The organism is Nonomuraea sp. NPDC049725, assembly GCF_040674795.1.
Classification (GTDB): Bacteria; Actinomycetota; Actinomycetes; order Streptosporangiales; family Streptosporangiaceae; genus Nonomuraea; species Nonomuraea ceibae.
This window is the reverse complement of sequence record NZ_JBFANJ010000026.1, coordinates 55,344-69,133: the sequence shown is the minus strand read 5'-3', so window position 1 is coordinate 69,133 and position 13,790 is coordinate 55,344. Positions and strand designations below refer to the sequence as shown.

Sequence of the window (13,790 nt, the reverse complement as noted above, 5' to 3'; positions counted from 1 at the left end):
AGTCCTAGGTCTACCGTTCGATCGCTTGAGGTCTGCCCGCCGGGGTACTGCTCACTGATCGGCGACGCGATGGAGGTCACGGGTGGACGTGCCGTCCCTGGTGTGGTGGCTGACGGTCCTCGGGATCGTCGGCCTGCTGCTGTTCGACTTCTTCTTCCACGTACGCAAGGCGCACATCCCGACGTTGCGCGAGGCCGCGGTGTGGTCGGCGGCCTACGTGGGCGTCGCGTTGCTGTTCGGCGTCGGGGTGTGGCTGTTCGGCGGCGCCGGCATGGGGGCCGAGTACTTCGCCGGGTACGTGACGGAGAAGGCGCTCTCGGTCGACAACCTGTTCGTCTTCCTCGTCATCATGTCGGGCTTCCGGGTGCCGCGCGCCGACCAGCAGAAGGTGCTGCTGTTCGGCATCACGTTCGCGCTGGTGGCGCGCACCGGGTTCATCTTCCTGGGCGCGGCGCTCATCAACACGTTCGCGTGGGCGTTCTACCTGTTCGGCCTCATCCTGCTCATCACCGCGGGCAACCTGCTCAAGCCGGAAAGCCAGGAAAGCCACTCGCCGGACAACCTGATGACCCGGCTGGCCCGCAGGCTCTTCCGCACCTCCGAGCACTACGACGGCGACCGGCTCACCACGGTCGTCGACGGCCACCGCGTGCTGACGCCCATGCTGCTCGTCATGATCGCGATCGCGGGCACGGACCTGCTGTTCGCGCTCGACTCCATCCCGGCGATCTTCGGCCTCACCCAGAACGTCTACCTGGTCTTCACCGCCACCGCGTTCTCGCTGCTGGGGCTGCGCCAGCTCTACTTCCTCATCGACGAGCTGCTGGACCGGCTCATCTACCTGTCCTTCGGCCTGGCGGCGGTGCTGGCGTTCATCGGCGTCAAGCTCGTCCTGCACGCGCTGCACGAGAACAACGTGCCGTTCATCAACGACGGCGAGCCCGTGCCCGTCACCGAGATCAGCACCGGCCTGTCCCTGTCGGTGATCATCGGCGTCCTCATCGTCACGATCGCCGCCTCGCTGCTCAGCACCCGGGGGCGCGCCCAGAACATCGCCTCCTGCGCCCGGCGCTGCGCCACCGCCTACCTGGAGGACGACCTCGACCCCGCCGAGCGCGACGCCACCTACCGCAGGCTCGTCATCGAGGAGGAGCGGCTGCGCGGGCTCCCGGAGAAGTTCCGCGCCAAGCTGCGCGAGGACGAGCGGCTCATGTCACTGATCCGCCGCGCCCACGAGCGCCACGCCGCCCACGCCGGCCGCTGACCTCCTCACGACGATCGCTCACCTCCTCACGACGGTCGCTCACCTCCTCACGACGGTCGCTCACCTCCTCACGACGGTCGCTCAGCGAACCACCTGGAGCAGGGCCTGGTCCTTGGCGACGGCCGGCTCGGCGAGCCGCTGCACCTGGCGGCCCCTGGCGTCCAGGACGACCAGCGTGTTGGCCGTGCGGCCCGCGACGCGCACCGCCAGGCGCCCGTCGGGCAGGTGGAACGCGCCGAGCAGGCGGCCCTTGACGCCGATCGGCACCCGGCGGCCCGTCGCCGTGTCGACCAGCGTCGGGGTGAACGACGTCGGCCACACGCCGTCGCCGCCCGGATCGGTGGGCCGGAGGGTGCTGACGACCACGTAACGGCCGCCCGGCGACAGGCTCTGGACGTGGTTGGCCAGCTTGACGCCCTTCACCTTGACCGACCTGCCGGTCCTGGTGTCGAGCCGGTGGACGCCCTCGGTGGTGCCGGCGTAGCCCGCCAGGTAGCGGCCGTCGGGGGACCAGGCGAGGTGGCAGGGGCCGGCCGTCCGGCCGAGGACCCGCGCGCCACGGCCGTCGGCGCCGACCACGCGCACCTGCGAACCGTTGCCGCCGACGTACGCCACCCGCCGGGAGTCGGGCGACCACACCGGTGACAGGCAGGGGATGTCGCCCTGGAGCCCGCGCGCGACCGTGCGGGTCCTGCCGCCGTCGCGCACCTGGAGCCGGCCGCCGGACGTGATCCACGCGACCTTCCGCCCGTCGGGCGAGGCCGCGAACTGCGCGCTCTGCCCCGGCTTCCCCAGCTCGGCGGGACGCCCGCCGTAGCGGGTGACGGTGTAGCCACGGTCGTAGGCCGCGTAGACGGCGACACCGGCCAGCGGGGCGGGCGCGGCGGAGGAGACCGCGGCGGAGGAGGCTGCGGCGTGGGGGGTCGCGGCCGAGGCCGCCGGGGCGGCGGCCAGCAGGGTGGCGGCGCCCAGCACGGCACTTGCCAGAGATCGATGCATGCTCGGATTGTCCCAGCGCGCCGCCCGCCCCACCCGGCTTTCAGCCCGGCAACCCGTCGACGAACCTGGTCAGCAGCCTGGCGAACTCCGTGCGCTCCGCCTCGCTCCAGCCCGCCATCGCGCCGGCGAACACCGCCTGGCGTGACCGGCGCGCCTCCTCGACCGCGGCCTGCCCGGCGTCGGTGAGCACGAGGACCGAACGGCGCCCGTCGGCCTGGTCGGCGCGGCGGCGCACCCAGCCGGCCTCGACCGCCGCGGCCACGAGCTTGCTGGCCCGGGGCTGGTCGACGCCGAGCGCCTGAGCCACGGTGCTCACGGTGGCGGGCCCGGCGCCGTCGATCGCGTCGAGGACGTCGAACGCCTGCCCCGTCACCCCGGCGAGCCGGGCCAGCGCCCGCCTTCTCTGCCTGCGCCGGATGGTCACCATGGCCTGCTCAACCCGTTCGACAGCGTCCATGCCACCATGATACATGTCATAAGACATATAAATGTCCTAGGACAAGGAGCCTCCCATGATGATCGGATCCCGGCTCAAGCGACTGGACCAGCTGATCGAGGACACCTTCGAGCGCGCCTTCGCCGAGGCCGGGGTGAACCGCCGCCAGTGGCAGGCGCTCAACGTCATCAGCCGCGGCCCCACCAGCGCCGGCGAGCTCCACCAGGCGCTCAGGCCGTTCCGGGCGCCGGGCGACACCACCCCCGGCGTGCTCGCCCAGCTGACCGCCCGAGGCTGGATCGCCCGCGACACCACCGGCACGCACACCCTGACGGCCGAAGGCCGCACCGCGCACGCCGCCATCGGCGAACGCGTCCAGGACATCCGCGCCCGGATGACCCGCGACATCACCCCCGAGGAGTACGCCAGGCTCATGGACACACTCGACCGAATGACGCACAACCTGGATCAGGGCACCATGGAGCGATGAACTGGACCGCACCTCAGCCCGACCGATCCGACCCCCCTCCCCTCGGCGACGAGCGCGTCCTCCTCGAAGCGTTCCTCGACCACCACCGGCACACCCTGCAGCTCAAATGCGCCGGGCTGACCCCCGAACAGCTCGTCCGGCGCAGCGCCGAACCCTCGTCCATGTCGCTGCTCGGCCTGCTGCGCCACATGGCCGAGGTCGAACGCTCCTGGTTCCGGCGCAGGCTCGGCGGCGAGCAGCTCGACTTCCTCTACTGCGACCTGGACGACAACCCCGACGGCGACTTCGACGACACCGACCCGGCCCACGCCGAGGCCGACTACGCCACGTACCTGCGTGAGGTCGAGCTGGCCCGCGCCGCCGCCGCAGGCCGCGGCCTGGACGAGACCTTCCACCACAAGCACCGTGACCTGGAGATGAGCCTGCGCTGGGTGTTCCTGCACATGATCGAGGAGTACGCGCGGCACAACGGCCACGCGGACATCCTCCGCGAGCGCATCGACGGGGCGACCGGCGAGTGACTACACGCTCCTGATCTGGGCCGTCGCGGTCGCCGTCGCCACCGGCTCGCCATCGGGGCCGACCAGCTCCCCGGCCAGGAAGGCGATGTCGCGGCCCCGCTTGACCACCCGGCCGCGCCCCACCAGCCTGCCGGGACGAGCCGGGCGCAGGAACTGCACGTGAAGCTCCAGAGTCGGCGCGAACTGCCCCGCGGGCAACGTCGCGACCAGCGCCGGACCCAGCGTGTCGTCCAGCATGGCCGCCAGGAAGCCGCCCTGGATCACGCCGACCGGGTTGGTGAACTGCTCACGCGCCGCGAACGCCACCTCGATCGTGCCCGCCTCCGGGTCCACCCCGACGAGCTCCCAGCCCAGGACCTCCGCGGCCGGCGGCGGCGGCACAGCGCCGGCCATGACGTCCCAGAACATCCCTCTCTCCATCCCCCCATTGAACAGCCCCCCACCGACAATCCCCCGCCGCCCGGCCACCCGCTGCGCGAGCCCAGCGGCACCAACACGAGGGCCGCGAGGGTCGAACCAGCGGAAGGCGGGCCAGCGGCGCCGCACGGGGCGGGCTCAGCGGAAGGCGGGGGCTCAGGGCCGCGCGGGGTTCCCGTTCCCGGGTCGGCGGAAGGCGGGGCAGCAGTGCCGCACGTGGCGGGGTCCGCGGAAGGCGGGGGCTCAGGGCCGCCCGGGGTTCCCGTTCCCGGGTCAGCGGAAGGCGGGGGCGTTGCGGTGGGCCCAGGCGGCGTAGGTGCCGGGGGTGCGGCCGAGGACCTGGGCGACGTCCGGGCTGACGCGCCGCTCGTCGGCGGTGGGCTCGCCGAGGATGTTCAGCGTGCCCTCGACGATGGGCGCGGGCATGAACGTCAGCATCCGGTCCCGCGCCTGCTCCCGCGTCAGTTCCTGGTACGTGACCCGCTCGCCCAGCGCTTCACCGATGGCCGCCGCCATCTGGCGCGGGGTGATCGGCTCGGGCCCGGTGAGCACGTAGGTCCGGCCGTGGTGCCCGGGTTCGCGCAGGGCGGCGGCGGCGACCGCGGCGATGTCGTCGGGGTCGACGGCCGGCAGCCCCACGTCGCCGAACGGCGCGAACACCGTGCGCCCGTTCCGCACCGATTCGGCCCAGGCCAGGGTGTTGGTGGCGAAGTTGCCCGGCCGCAGGATCGTCCATTCGAGCCCGGATTCGCGTACCTGGTTCTCGTCCTCCAGGGCGCGACGCCCGTGGCCGCCGGAGTCCGGTCGCGTGCCGGCGGACTGCGACGACACCAGGACGATCCGGCGCACCCCGGCGGCCTTGGCGGCGTGTACGGCCTGGCGGACGGTGTCGCCGGTGGCCGCGAGCGCCCCGGTGAGCAGCAGGAACAGCGCGTCGGCCGACTCCAGCGCGGGCCGCAGGCTGTCGGGGTCGGCCAGGTCGGCGGCGACGGCCCGCGCGGATGACGCCCCGCCGCCGACGGGCTGGGGCAGATCCGCGGGGGTGATGTGCCGCGAGACGGCGGTGACCTGCTCGCCGGCTTCGACCAGCAGCCGGACCAGCGTGCGCCCGATGTTTCCGGTGGCTCCGGTGACAACGATCATGATGAAGCTCTTTTCGAGTGAGTTAGCTGACTGACTTACTGAGAAGAGACCGTAGCACAAGGACCGCCTATAGTGAGTCAGGTGACTGACTCGAAAGTTTCCCGGGCAAGGGCCGCCTCCGCCAAACGGCAACGGCTGATGGCCGCCGCCGCCCGGGTCGTGCACGAGCAGGGGGCCGAGCGCACCACCATCGCGGACATCGCCCGCGCCGCCGACGTCCCGGTGGGCAACGTGTACTACTACTTCAAGACCAAGGACGAGCTGGTCGCCGCCGCACTCTCCGAGCACGCCCGCCGTTTGCAGGAGCTCACCGCCGAACTGGACCGCCTGCCCGACCCGCGCGCCCGGCTGACGGGGCTCGTCGAGGCGTGGGTGAGCCAGAGCGACGTCGCCGCCCGCTACGGCTGCCCGACCGGCACCCTGGCCGTCGAGCTCGACAAACGTGACGAAGGCGGCCTGGACGCGGAGGCGGGCCGGGTCATCCGGCTGCTGCTCGACTGGGCCGAACGCCAGTTCCGCGAGCTCGGCCTGCCCGACCCCGGCGGACTCGCCCTCACCCTGGTGGGCGCGTACCAGGGCATGTCACTCCTGGCCAACGCCCTGCGCGACCCCGGCGTGATGACCAGCCAGGGCGCCCGCCTTACCGCCTGGCTGACCGCGCTGCCGGACGGCCAGGAGCTCAGCTCCCTCCCGAACGGCCAAGGGTGAGCCCGCCGCCCAAAAACCGGCGCAACCCGGGGCGAACCACCCCGCCGGACGGCCGGTCGGCGTCCCGGTCAGCGTCCCGGTCGGCGTCCCGGTCAGCGTCCCGGTCGGCGTCCCGGTCGGCCAGGTCTAGACCCAGGGTGGCCCGACAATAGACCCAGGTCGCTAAGGGCATCGCGGCGAAGTTCCTAGGCTGGGTCCCGTGAACGACAGCCCCCAGCACCAGCTCCCCCTCGACCGGTGGGGCAGCATGGTGCGCTATCTCGCGGCGCTGGGTCCCATGCTGTTCTTCGCCGTGGTCTGGGCCTGGGTCGCCGCCCACGACCTCGACAAGCTGCCGCGCGCCGTGTTCGACGTGTCGCTGGGGGTCCTCGGGCTGGTCCTCATGCGCTGGCGGCGGCGGTGGCCCTGGCAGATCGCCGCCGCGACCGCGCTGCTGACCGCCTTCTCGAGCTCGGCGAGCGGCCCCGCCAACGTGGCGTACGTGTCCCTGTGCACCCACCGCCGGTGGCGGGAGATCGTGCCCGTCGCCGCCCTGTCCTGGAGCAGCGCGACGCTCTACGCGTTCGCGCGCGGCGTGAGCCAGCAGAGCATGATCAGCTTCGTCACCAGCAGCACGATCCTCGCCGGGCTGACCGTCTTCGGCCTTTATCTGCGCTCGGAGCGTGACGCCCTGCTGGCGGAGGAGCGGGCGGAGCGGCAGCGCGTCGAGCAGGCCAGGTTCGCCGAGCGCACCAAGATCGCCCAGGAGATGCACGACGCACTGGCCCACCGCATGTCCCTGCTGGCCATGCTCGCCGGCGGGCTGGCCTACCGGGTCGACCTGGGCCCGGAGCAGACCCGCGAGACCGCGCTGGCCATCCAGGAGAACGCCCACCAGTCGCTCAACGAGCTGCGCACCGTGCTCGGCACCCTCCGCTCCGACGGCGAGCTGGCGGCCCCGCAGCCGACCATCGCCGACCTGGACGCGCTGTTCCACGAGGTGCGGTCCGCCGGCCAGAAGGTGCTCGTCACCGACACGATCGAGCAGCGCGACCGGCTGCCCACCCAGACCGGGCGCAACGCGTACCGGATCGTCCAGGAGGCCCTCACCAACGCCCGCAAGCACGCGCCGGGCAGCAGCGTCAGGGTGGAGCTCGACGGGCGGCCGGGCGACGCGCTGCGCATCGACGTGACCAACGCGACCCCCTACGGGCCGTCGTCCGCGCCGGGCGGCAGGCTCGGGCTGGTCGGCGTGGCGGAACGGGCGCGGATGGCGGGCGGCACGATCACCCACGCCCACCAGGACGGGCGATTCGTCCTCTCTGTCCGCCTGCCGTGGGAGGCTTGACGTCGTGACGCGCGTGCTGATCGTCGACGACGACCCGATGGTACGCACCGGACTGCGTCTCATCCTGGGCGGCGAGCCCGACCTGGAGATCGTCGGCGAGGCGGGCGACGGGCGCGAGGCCGTGACCCTGGTGCGCGCCGAACGGCCCGACGTGGTGCTGATGGACATCCGCATGCCCGGCCAGGACGGCCTGGTCACCACCGAGCAGCTGACGTCGCGGCCGGACGCGCCGCGCATCCTCGTGCTGACCGCCTTCGACGCCGACGACATGGTGCTGCGCGCACTGCGCCTCGGCGCGGCCGGGTTCCTGCTCAAGGACACGCCGCCGGCCAAGATGGTCGAGGCCGTCCGCACGGTCGCGGCCGGCGAGCCGGTGCTGTCGCCCAGCGTCACCTACCAGGTGATCGCCGCGGCCACCGGCGGCCACGCGCCCGGCCGGGACGAGGCGCGGCGCGAGCTGGCCAGGCTGACCGACCGCGAGCTGGAGGTCGCGGTCGAGGTGGCCCGGGGCAGCTCCAACGCCGAGATCGGGCAGCGCCTGTCCATGAGCGTCGCGACGGTCAAGGCCAACGTCACCCGCATCTTCGCCAAGCTCGGCACCGACAACCGGGTCCAGGTCGCCATGAAGATCCGCGACGCAGGCCACCTCTGACGCGACCCCTCGGCCCCGGCTCCACTGACGAACCACCCCGCAGGGCCGACCCGGAAGAGGCCGCCCCGGAAGGGACCGGGCCGCCCTGGAAGGGGCCGCGCCCACCGGGAGTCGCGCCCGCCGGAGGTTGCGCCCGCCGGAGGTTGCGCCCGCCGGAGGTTGCGCCCCGCCCGAGGGTCCCGCCCGCCGGAGGTTGCGCCCCCGCCCGAGGGTCGCGCCCAGAAGGACCGACCCGGAAGGGGCCCGGAAGGACCGACCCGGAAAGGGCCGGCCCCGGCGGGTCACCAGGTGAGGTGGAGGGCTTCGGGGGAGCGGTGGATGAGGGTGGGCGCCATGGTGACCTCGTCCCGGGCCAGCCGCAGCCCGGGGAACTCGCGCATCAGGATCTCCAGCGTGATCCGCACCTGCTCCTTGGCGAGCTGGGAGCCGGGGCAGCCGTGCGGGCCGTGCCCGAACGACAGGCTGCGCAGCGGGGCGCGCCCGATGTCGAACACGTCGGGCCGCGTGGCGGGGTCGGCGTCGCGGCCGGCGGAGGCGTACGAGACGAAGAGCACGTCGTCCTTGCGCAGCTCGGTGCCGGCCAGCGTCCCGGGCCCGGTGACCGTGCGGCGGAAGCCCTGGACGGGCGCCTCGAACCGGGCCGCCTCCTCGATGGCGACCGGCACGAGCTCGGGCCGCTCGCACAGCAGCTCCCACTGGCGGCGGTCGCGCAGCAGGTGCAGCACGACGGAGCCGAGCAGCGCCGTGGTGGTGAGGTGGCCGGCGAGCAGCAGGTTCTGGAGGTTGGAGACGATCTCCTTGCGCTGGTCGAGGGTCAGGTCGCCGGTGCCGGGCGCGAGTTCCCTGACCATCTCGGTGCAGACGTCGTCACGCGGGTCGCGCCGCCGGGCCCGCGCGTAGCCGTCGAGGAGCCGCTGCAGGGTCACGATCTCCTTGGCGCATTCGACCTGCCCGGCGTCGTCCAGCTCCGTGAACAGCAGCTCCTCCGCCCGCTCCGCGCCCCGGACGGCGCCCGGCGTGTCGGCCGGGTCGAGGCCGATGACGTGCCCGATGACGGAGGCGGGCAGCGGCTTGGCGTACGCCTCCATCCATTCGACCTGGCCGTCACGGGCGAAGGAGGCGACCAGTTCCTCGGCCCGCTCGGTCACGTACGGCAGCGCGGCGGCGACGCGGGCGGGGGACAGCCCTCTGGTGAGCGGCCGGCGCAGCCGCCGGTGCTCCTCCCCGTCGGCGCCGAGCACGGCCTGCACGCCGCCGACGCCCTTGACCAGTTCCGAGAGCGCGGCCTTGCCGGGCAGGTAGTCGGGGCGCAGTGCGCCCGCCGACGAGAAGAGCTCGGGCTTGCCGAGCACTTCGCGGACGTCCTCGCGCCGGGCGACCAGCCAGGCGTTCAGCTCCGGCACGAACGTGAGCCCGCGGTTGCGGCGGGCCTCGGCGTAGGTCGGGTACGGGTCGCGGTAGAGATCCACTTGCCCATGGTCGCGGCTGCCGCTGACCCGGACAAGTGCTGGTTTCACCCGGGATGTGTCAGATCCAGGACGCCGACGGTCTGGCCTCCGCTCTCCTCACCGGTGAGCTCGAACCCGAGCCTGCGGTAGAAGCCCTCGGGTCCCCCGTCCTCCGGTTCCCAGGTCACGTACATGTGGGTGCTGCCGCGCCGCCTGAGCTCGGCGGCCACCGTGGCGACGGCGAAGCTGCCGACGCCGCGCCCCTGCGCCTCGGGGACGACGTTGAGGCGCCACAGGCCGGACCGGAAGTCGACGCCCTTGCCGTCCCAGTCGATGTCGATGAAGGCCATGAGGAAGCCGACGGGCTGGTCGCCGTCGAGGATGAGGCGCGGCCAGGCCACGTCCGGCTGGACGTACGCCTCGGCCAGCGACTTGGCCACCGGCGAGACGAAGCGCTCCTGGTCGGGGCGGACCTTCACGGTCAGCGCCGTGTCGATGTTGGCGAGGGTGATACGTACGGCTCGAAGATCTTTCGTCATGTGCTGAACGATATGCCTGGTGGTTGGATGGGGAGCATGCGCTATGGCATCGACGTCGCGATCCTCGGTGACCTCGCGGAGCCGTCGCGGCTGGTGGCCCTGGCCCGCGAGGCCGAAGCCGCCGGCTGGGACGCCGTGCTGGTGTGGGATCACCTGGCCTTCGCCTGGGGCATGCCGTCGGCCGACCCGTGGGTGGCGCTCTCGGCCGCGGCCGCGGCGACGTCCCGCGTCGGGCTGGGCACGGCGGTGACGGCCGTCGCCCGGCACCGGCCGGAGGTGCTGGCGCACACGGTGGCGACGTTCGACCGGCTGAGCGGCGGGCGGGCGATCCTGGGCGCCGGGCTGGGCGGGGTCGCCGGCGAGTTCACCGCCTTCGGCGCGCCCCGGCCCGGCGGGGCGGTGCTGGACGAGGCGCTCGACGTGATCTCCGCGCTCTGGTCCGGCGACGAGGTGCGTCACCGGGGCGCCCGCTACACGGTCGACGGCGTACGGCTGGCGCCCCTGCCGGTGCAGCGGCCCCGGGTGCCGGTGTGGATCGGCGGTACGGCGCCGGCTGCCCTGCGCCGGGCGGCCCGCTGGGACGGCTGGGTCGTGGCGGGCGACGACGAGGAGGGCCGCATGACGCTGTCCCCCGCCGAGCTGGCCGCCCAGGTCGCCGAGCTCCGCCGCCACCGCGTGGCGGACGGGCCGTTCGACGTGGCGCTCATCGGCGTCAGCGAGCCGGGCGCCTCGGTGACGCCCTACGCCGACGCGGGCGCGACCTGGTGGCTGGAGCACCTGCATGGCCGCCGCGGCGACTTCGACCAGCTCATGCGGCGCGTCCGCTCGGGTCCGCCGTAGCCGGCTCCTCGGGGCTGTAGCCGAGCCGGCCCCGCGTGGCGGCCAGGACGACGAGGGCCGCCGTGGTGCCCGCGAGGAGGGTGACGCGCGACGCCTGCTCGGGCGAGGCGATCGACGGGAACAGCTCCGCGTAGGCCATCGACATGAAGTTGTTGACGCCCACGTGCAGCAGCATGACCAGCGGCAGGCTCTGGCCGGTGCGGTTGAACACCCAGGTGACGACCACGCTGAACACGCAGCAGAAGGCGAAGAACTCACCGATCCGCATCCAGGTGACGTCCGGCCAGCCGCCCCACTCGCTCAGGTACAGCGGCAGGTGCCAGAGGCCCCAGAGCGGCCCGAGAATGAGGGTGCCGACCAGCGGCCCGAACCTGCGCTGCATGCGCGCCAGGGCGAAGTCCCGCCAGCCGGGCTCCTCGGCCAGCCCGGTGGTGACCATCTGGAGCAGCAGGCCCGGGACGTACGCCACCAGCAGGGCAACGGGCGGCATGTGGATGGCTTCGTCGGACAGGGCGGCGCCGGTCAGCACGAGCACGGCGGGCACGCCGACGGCGGTGCCGACGTACCAGACCCAGCTCACCCGCCACTTCGTCATCCGCCCGAGCCAGCGCCGGACGCCTTCCTTGCCGTCCGCGATCCTGGTGACCAGGTACGCGGCGAAGATCGGGCCGAGGTAGGCGCCGGGGAGCACGCCGGCGAACTGCGTGGTGCCGAGCACCGAGGGGAACGTGAAGTCGAGCACTCCCAGCCCGGTCGCCGAGAGCACGTAGGGCGTCCAGGCGATCCAGCTCATCAGGTTGGCCAGGACGAAGAAGCTGACGAGCGGACGGCGGCGGATGAACCCCCGCAATCCGGTCTGCTGGTCGGGACTCTCTTCGACAGCCGGCGGGCTGTTGACTGCCATGTCATTCTCCGTGGAACGCTCGTACGAGGACACGGTTCAGGACATCAGCCAAGACCCCGTCCGGTCTCTCCCGCGTGCACCCCAGCGGAGGTACAGCTAGGGGTATGCCCGGCGGGGCCGGACGGCCGCCAGCACCCCCGCCATGAGCAGCGCGACCACTCCGCCGCAGACCATGACGGTGGAGACGGAGGAGGCGTCGACGACCCGGCCGCCCAGGAACGCGCCGAGGGCGAAGGTCGCCTGGAAGGAGGCGGTGAAGACGACGGTGGCGGCTTCGGGCGCGTGCGGCGCGGCGGCGATGAACGACGCCTGCGAGCAGACGGGCACGCCCCCGTACGCGAGCCCCCAGACCACGAGCAGCCCCACGGCGGCGACGGCGCCGCCTCCCGCCACGGGCAGCAGCAGGGTGGCGAGCGCGATCAGCCCGCCGCAGGTCACGAACGCGACCCGCCATCGGGCGGCCCGGCCCGCGAGGAAGTTCCCGGCGATCCCCGCGACGCCGTACGCGAGGAGCACGGCGCTGACGGCGGCCGGTCCCAGCCCGGTGACGTCCTCCAGGAAGGGCGTGACGTACGTGTACGTACCGAAATGGGCGAGGACGATGAGGAACGTCGCCGCCAGCGCGATCGCGGCAGCCCGGGTGCGCAGCAGGTCCAGCAGGGCGCGCAGGCTGGTGACCTGATCGGCGGGCAGTGGCGGCAACAGCACGACCAGGCCGCCCAGCACCGCGAGCGCGAGCACGGCCAGCACGACGAAGGCGGTCCGCCACCCGGCGAGGTCCCCGATGAACGTCCCTGCCGGGACGCCGAGCACCGACCCCAGCGGCACGGCGGAGAAGATCACGGCGGTGGCGGCGCCGACGGCGTGCGGCGGCACCAGCCGCCCGGCCAGCCCCGCCCCGATGGACCAGAAGCCGCCGATCGTGACGCCGACGAGCACCCTGGACACCAGCATGATCTCGTACGAGGTCGCCGCCGCGGCCAGCACGTCGGCCACGGCGAGCAGCGCCATGAGCGCGCACAGCATCGCGCGCCGGTCGAGCCGGGCGGTGGTCAGCGTGACGACAGGCGCGGCGACCGCGGCGACGACGCCGGGCAGAGCCATCGTCAGCCCCGCGACGCCGTCGGAGACGCCGAAGTCGGCCCCGATGGCGCTCAGCAGCCCGATCGGCAGGATCTCGCTGGTGACGATGGCGAAGATGCCCAGCATGATCGTGACTACCGCGAGCCGGCTGACCAGTGGGGTGCGGGTGATGGTTGACACGGCGTACAGCCAAACAGGCGAGAACCCCTGCGTACCGGCGCCTTTCGGACGCGACCAATCGTCAGACGGTCTCCACCCGGCCGGTGCCGAAGGGGTAGAGCTGCCGGATCACCGCGACGAGGTCCGGCGCCGGGCGCACGCCGAGGTCCCGCAGCAGGATCCGGCTGAACTTCTCGTACTGCCGCAGCGCGCTGCTGGGGTCGCCGCGCCGGGCGTGGATCTCCATAAGGATGCGGTTCGCGCTCTCCGACCACGGCTCGGTCTGCACCGCCGCCAGCCCGTACGGCAGGGCCTCGGCGGGCCGGCCGAGGCTGAGCAGCCGGGCGGCGGCGCTCTGCAACGCCTGGGCGGTGAGCGTGCGCAACCGGTCGCGGCGCTCCACGACCCAGTCGTCGGCCCAGTCGGCCAGCAGCGGCCGGTCCACGTCGGCGGGCGGCCCGGCCGGCTCCCCGACGGACGCGCCGACGCCGTAGATGGTGTCGTTGATCCAGCGGGTCAGCATCTCGACGTCCACCCGCGTGCCCTCCACCAGGCACAGGATGTCGCCGTCGCACTCGACGACGTCACGCGTCCGCCTGGCCATCCTGGACAGGGTGGTCCGGAGGTTGGCCAGCGCCTGCTGCTCGGTCCCGCCGGGCCAGAGCAGCCCGGCCGTCTGCGAGCGGGACATCGGCCCGATGATCGCCAGCGCTGCGATCATCCTCGCCACCCCGTGGGGCAGGTGCAGCGTGCGCCCGTCCCACCGCAGCCGGAACGGCCCCAGGAGCCGCAACTCCCCCTCTGACGTCGCCACACTCGCATCCTCCCCCTGGAATCACCCCGGATGAGCGTATCCAGGC

At 73.0% G+C, this 13,790-nt stretch carries 16 protein-coding genes; 7 read left to right on the top strand and 9 right to left on the bottom strand.

Going from position 1 to position 13,790, the window contains the following annotated elements; genetic code table 11:
• The first annotated feature begins 82 nt into the window (after window positions 1–82).
• The gene (locus AB0J53_RS42075) at window positions 83–1,264 is read left to right on the top strand and encodes a TerC family protein (RefSeq protein WP_364183125.1); all 1,182 of its coding nucleotides are present in this window, start codon (window positions 83–85) and stop codon (window positions 1,262–1,264) included.
• An 81-nt stretch (window positions 1,265–1,345) separates the two neighbouring features.
• Here the strand turns inward: AB0J53_RS42075 and AB0J53_RS42070 are convergent, their stop codons facing one another.
• Both AB0J53_RS42070 and AB0J53_RS42065 read right to left on the bottom strand, forming a co-directional pair.
• On the bottom strand, window positions 1,346–2,263 hold the full coding sequence (locus AB0J53_RS42070; protein WP_364183123.1) for a hypothetical protein: 918 nt from the start codon (window positions 2,261–2,263) through the stop codon (window positions 1,346–1,348).
• 40 nt (window positions 2,264–2,303) lie between these two features.
• Window positions 2,304–2,720 carry a MarR family transcriptional regulator gene (locus AB0J53_RS42065; RefSeq protein ID WP_219504231.1) on the bottom strand — a complete coding sequence of 139 codons (417 nt, stop codon included), beginning with the start codon at window positions 2,718–2,720 and terminating at the stop codon, window positions 2,304–2,306.
• 55 nt (window positions 2,721–2,775) lie between these two features.
• Here AB0J53_RS42065 and AB0J53_RS42060 point away from each other — a divergent pair, with 55 nt between their 5' ends.
• Together AB0J53_RS42060 and AB0J53_RS42055 are read left to right on the top strand one after the other, a co-directional pair.
• Window positions 2,776–3,189 carry a MarR family transcriptional regulator gene (locus tag AB0J53_RS42060; protein ID WP_364183119.1) on the top strand — a complete coding sequence of 138 codons (414 nt, stop codon included), beginning with the start codon at window positions 2,776–2,778 and terminating at the stop codon, window positions 3,187–3,189.
• Entirely contained in the window at window positions 3,186–3,710 is a 525-nt protein-coding gene (locus tag AB0J53_RS42055; protein WP_219504235.1) for a DinB family protein, read from the top strand. Before AB0J53_RS42060 ends, AB0J53_RS42055 begins: the two co-directional genes overlap by 4 nt.
• On the opposite strand, the gene AB0J53_RS42050 is transcribed toward AB0J53_RS42055, so the two are convergent.
• Both AB0J53_RS42050 and AB0J53_RS42045 read right to left on the bottom strand, forming a co-directional pair.
• Window positions 3,711–4,118: a PaaI family thioesterase gene (locus AB0J53_RS42050; protein WP_246644558.1), complete on the bottom strand. Its 408-nt coding sequence runs from the start codon at window positions 4,116–4,118 to the stop codon at window positions 3,711–3,713.
• 282 nt (window positions 4,119–4,400) lie between these two features.
• The gene (locus tag AB0J53_RS42045; RefSeq protein WP_364183116.1) at window positions 4,401–5,270 is read right to left on the bottom strand and encodes an SDR family NAD(P)-dependent oxidoreductase; all 870 of its coding nucleotides are present in this window, start codon (window positions 5,268–5,270) and stop codon (window positions 4,401–4,403) included.
• An 81-nt stretch (window positions 5,271–5,351) separates the two neighbouring features.
• Here AB0J53_RS42045 and AB0J53_RS42040 point away from each other — a divergent pair, with 81 nt between their 5' ends.
• From AB0J53_RS42040 to AB0J53_RS42030, 3 genes are all read left to right on the top strand, one after another.
• Window positions 5,352–5,978, top strand: a complete 627-nt coding sequence (locus AB0J53_RS42040; protein ID WP_364183115.1) for a TetR/AcrR family transcriptional regulator — start codon at window positions 5,352–5,354, stop codon at window positions 5,976–5,978.
• 199 nt (window positions 5,979–6,177) lie between these two features.
• Window positions 6,178–7,305, top strand: coding sequence for a histidine kinase (locus AB0J53_RS42035; RefSeq protein ID WP_364183112.1), 1,128 nt, complete (start codon window positions 6,178–6,180; stop codon window positions 7,303–7,305).
• A 4-nt stretch (window positions 7,306–7,309) separates the two neighbouring features.
• Window positions 7,310–7,957, top strand: coding sequence for a response regulator transcription factor (locus AB0J53_RS42030; protein WP_364183109.1), 648 nt, complete (start codon window positions 7,310–7,312; stop codon window positions 7,955–7,957).
• A 281-nt stretch (window positions 7,958–8,238) separates the two neighbouring features.
• On the opposite strand, the gene AB0J53_RS42025 is transcribed toward AB0J53_RS42030, so the two are convergent.
• Entirely contained in the window at window positions 8,239–9,426 is a 1,188-nt protein-coding gene (locus AB0J53_RS42025) for a cytochrome P450 (protein ID WP_364183107.1), read from the bottom strand.
• 44 nt (window positions 9,427–9,470) lie between these two features.
• Window positions 9,471–9,944, bottom strand: coding sequence for a GNAT family N-acetyltransferase (locus tag AB0J53_RS42020; RefSeq protein WP_219504254.1), 474 nt, complete (start codon window positions 9,942–9,944; stop codon window positions 9,471–9,473).
• 36 nt (window positions 9,945–9,980) lie between these two features.
• Here AB0J53_RS42020 and AB0J53_RS42015 point away from each other — a divergent pair, with 36 nt between their 5' ends.
• Window positions 9,981–10,784, top strand: a complete 804-nt coding sequence (locus AB0J53_RS42015) for an LLM class flavin-dependent oxidoreductase (protein ID WP_364183103.1) — start codon at window positions 9,981–9,983, stop codon at window positions 10,782–10,784.
• On the opposite strand, the gene AB0J53_RS42010 is transcribed toward AB0J53_RS42015, so the two are convergent.
• The 3 genes from AB0J53_RS42010 to AB0J53_RS42000 all read right to left on the bottom strand — a co-directional run bounded on the left by AB0J53_RS42010 (window position 10,753) and on the right by AB0J53_RS42000 (window position 13,744).
• The gene (locus tag AB0J53_RS42010) at window positions 10,753–11,688 is read right to left on the bottom strand and encodes a type II CAAX endopeptidase family protein (RefSeq protein WP_364183100.1); all 936 of its coding nucleotides are present in this window, start codon (window positions 11,686–11,688) and stop codon (window positions 10,753–10,755) included. The two genes, AB0J53_RS42015 and AB0J53_RS42010, sit on opposite strands and share 32 nt — an antisense overlap.
• 96 nt (window positions 11,689–11,784) lie before the next feature.
• Window positions 11,785–12,951 carry an MFS transporter gene (locus AB0J53_RS42005; protein WP_364183098.1) on the bottom strand — a complete coding sequence of 389 codons (1,167 nt, stop codon included), beginning with the start codon at window positions 12,949–12,951 and terminating at the stop codon, window positions 11,785–11,787.
• Between the two features lie 61 nt (window positions 12,952–13,012).
• Window positions 13,013–13,744 carry a BTAD domain-containing putative transcriptional regulator gene (locus tag AB0J53_RS42000; protein ID WP_364183095.1) on the bottom strand — a complete coding sequence of 244 codons (732 nt, stop codon included), beginning with the start codon at window positions 13,742–13,744 and terminating at the stop codon, window positions 13,013–13,015.
• Window positions 13,745–13,790: the final 46 nt, after the last annotated feature.

Excerpts from the sequence above, each read along its gene's own strand:
- AB0J53_RS42070 (WP_364183123.1), bottom strand. The coding sequence starts at position 2,263 with ATGCATCGATCTCTGGCAAGTGCCGTGCTGGGCGCCGCCACCCTGCTG.
- AB0J53_RS42065 (WP_219504231.1), bottom strand. The coding sequence starts at position 2,720 with ATGGACGCTGTCGAACGGGTTGAGCAGGCCATGGTGACCATCCGGCGC.
- AB0J53_RS42060 (WP_364183119.1), top strand. The coding sequence starts at position 2,776 with ATGATGATCGGATCCCGGCTCAAGCGACTGGACCAGCTGATCGAGGAC.
- AB0J53_RS42055 (WP_219504235.1), top strand. The coding sequence starts at position 3,186 with ATGAACTGGACCGCACCTCAGCCCGACCGATCCGACCCCCCTCCCCTC.
- AB0J53_RS42050 (WP_246644558.1), bottom strand. The coding sequence starts at position 4,118 with ATGTTCTGGGACGTCATGGCCGGCGCTGTGCCGCCGCCGCCGGCCGCG.
- AB0J53_RS42045 (WP_364183116.1), bottom strand. The coding sequence starts at position 5,270 with ATGATCGTTGTCACCGGAGCCACCGGAAACATCGGGCGCACGCTGGTC.
- AB0J53_RS42020 (WP_219504254.1), bottom strand. The coding sequence starts at position 9,944 with ATGACGAAAGATCTTCGAGCCGTACGTATCACCCTCGCCAACATCGAC.
- AB0J53_RS42015 (WP_364183103.1), top strand. The coding sequence starts at position 9,981 with ATGCGCTATGGCATCGACGTCGCGATCCTCGGTGACCTCGCGGAGCCG.
- AB0J53_RS42010 (WP_364183100.1), bottom strand. The coding sequence starts at position 11,688 with ATGGCAGTCAACAGCCCGCCGGCTGTCGAAGAGAGTCCCGACCAGCAG.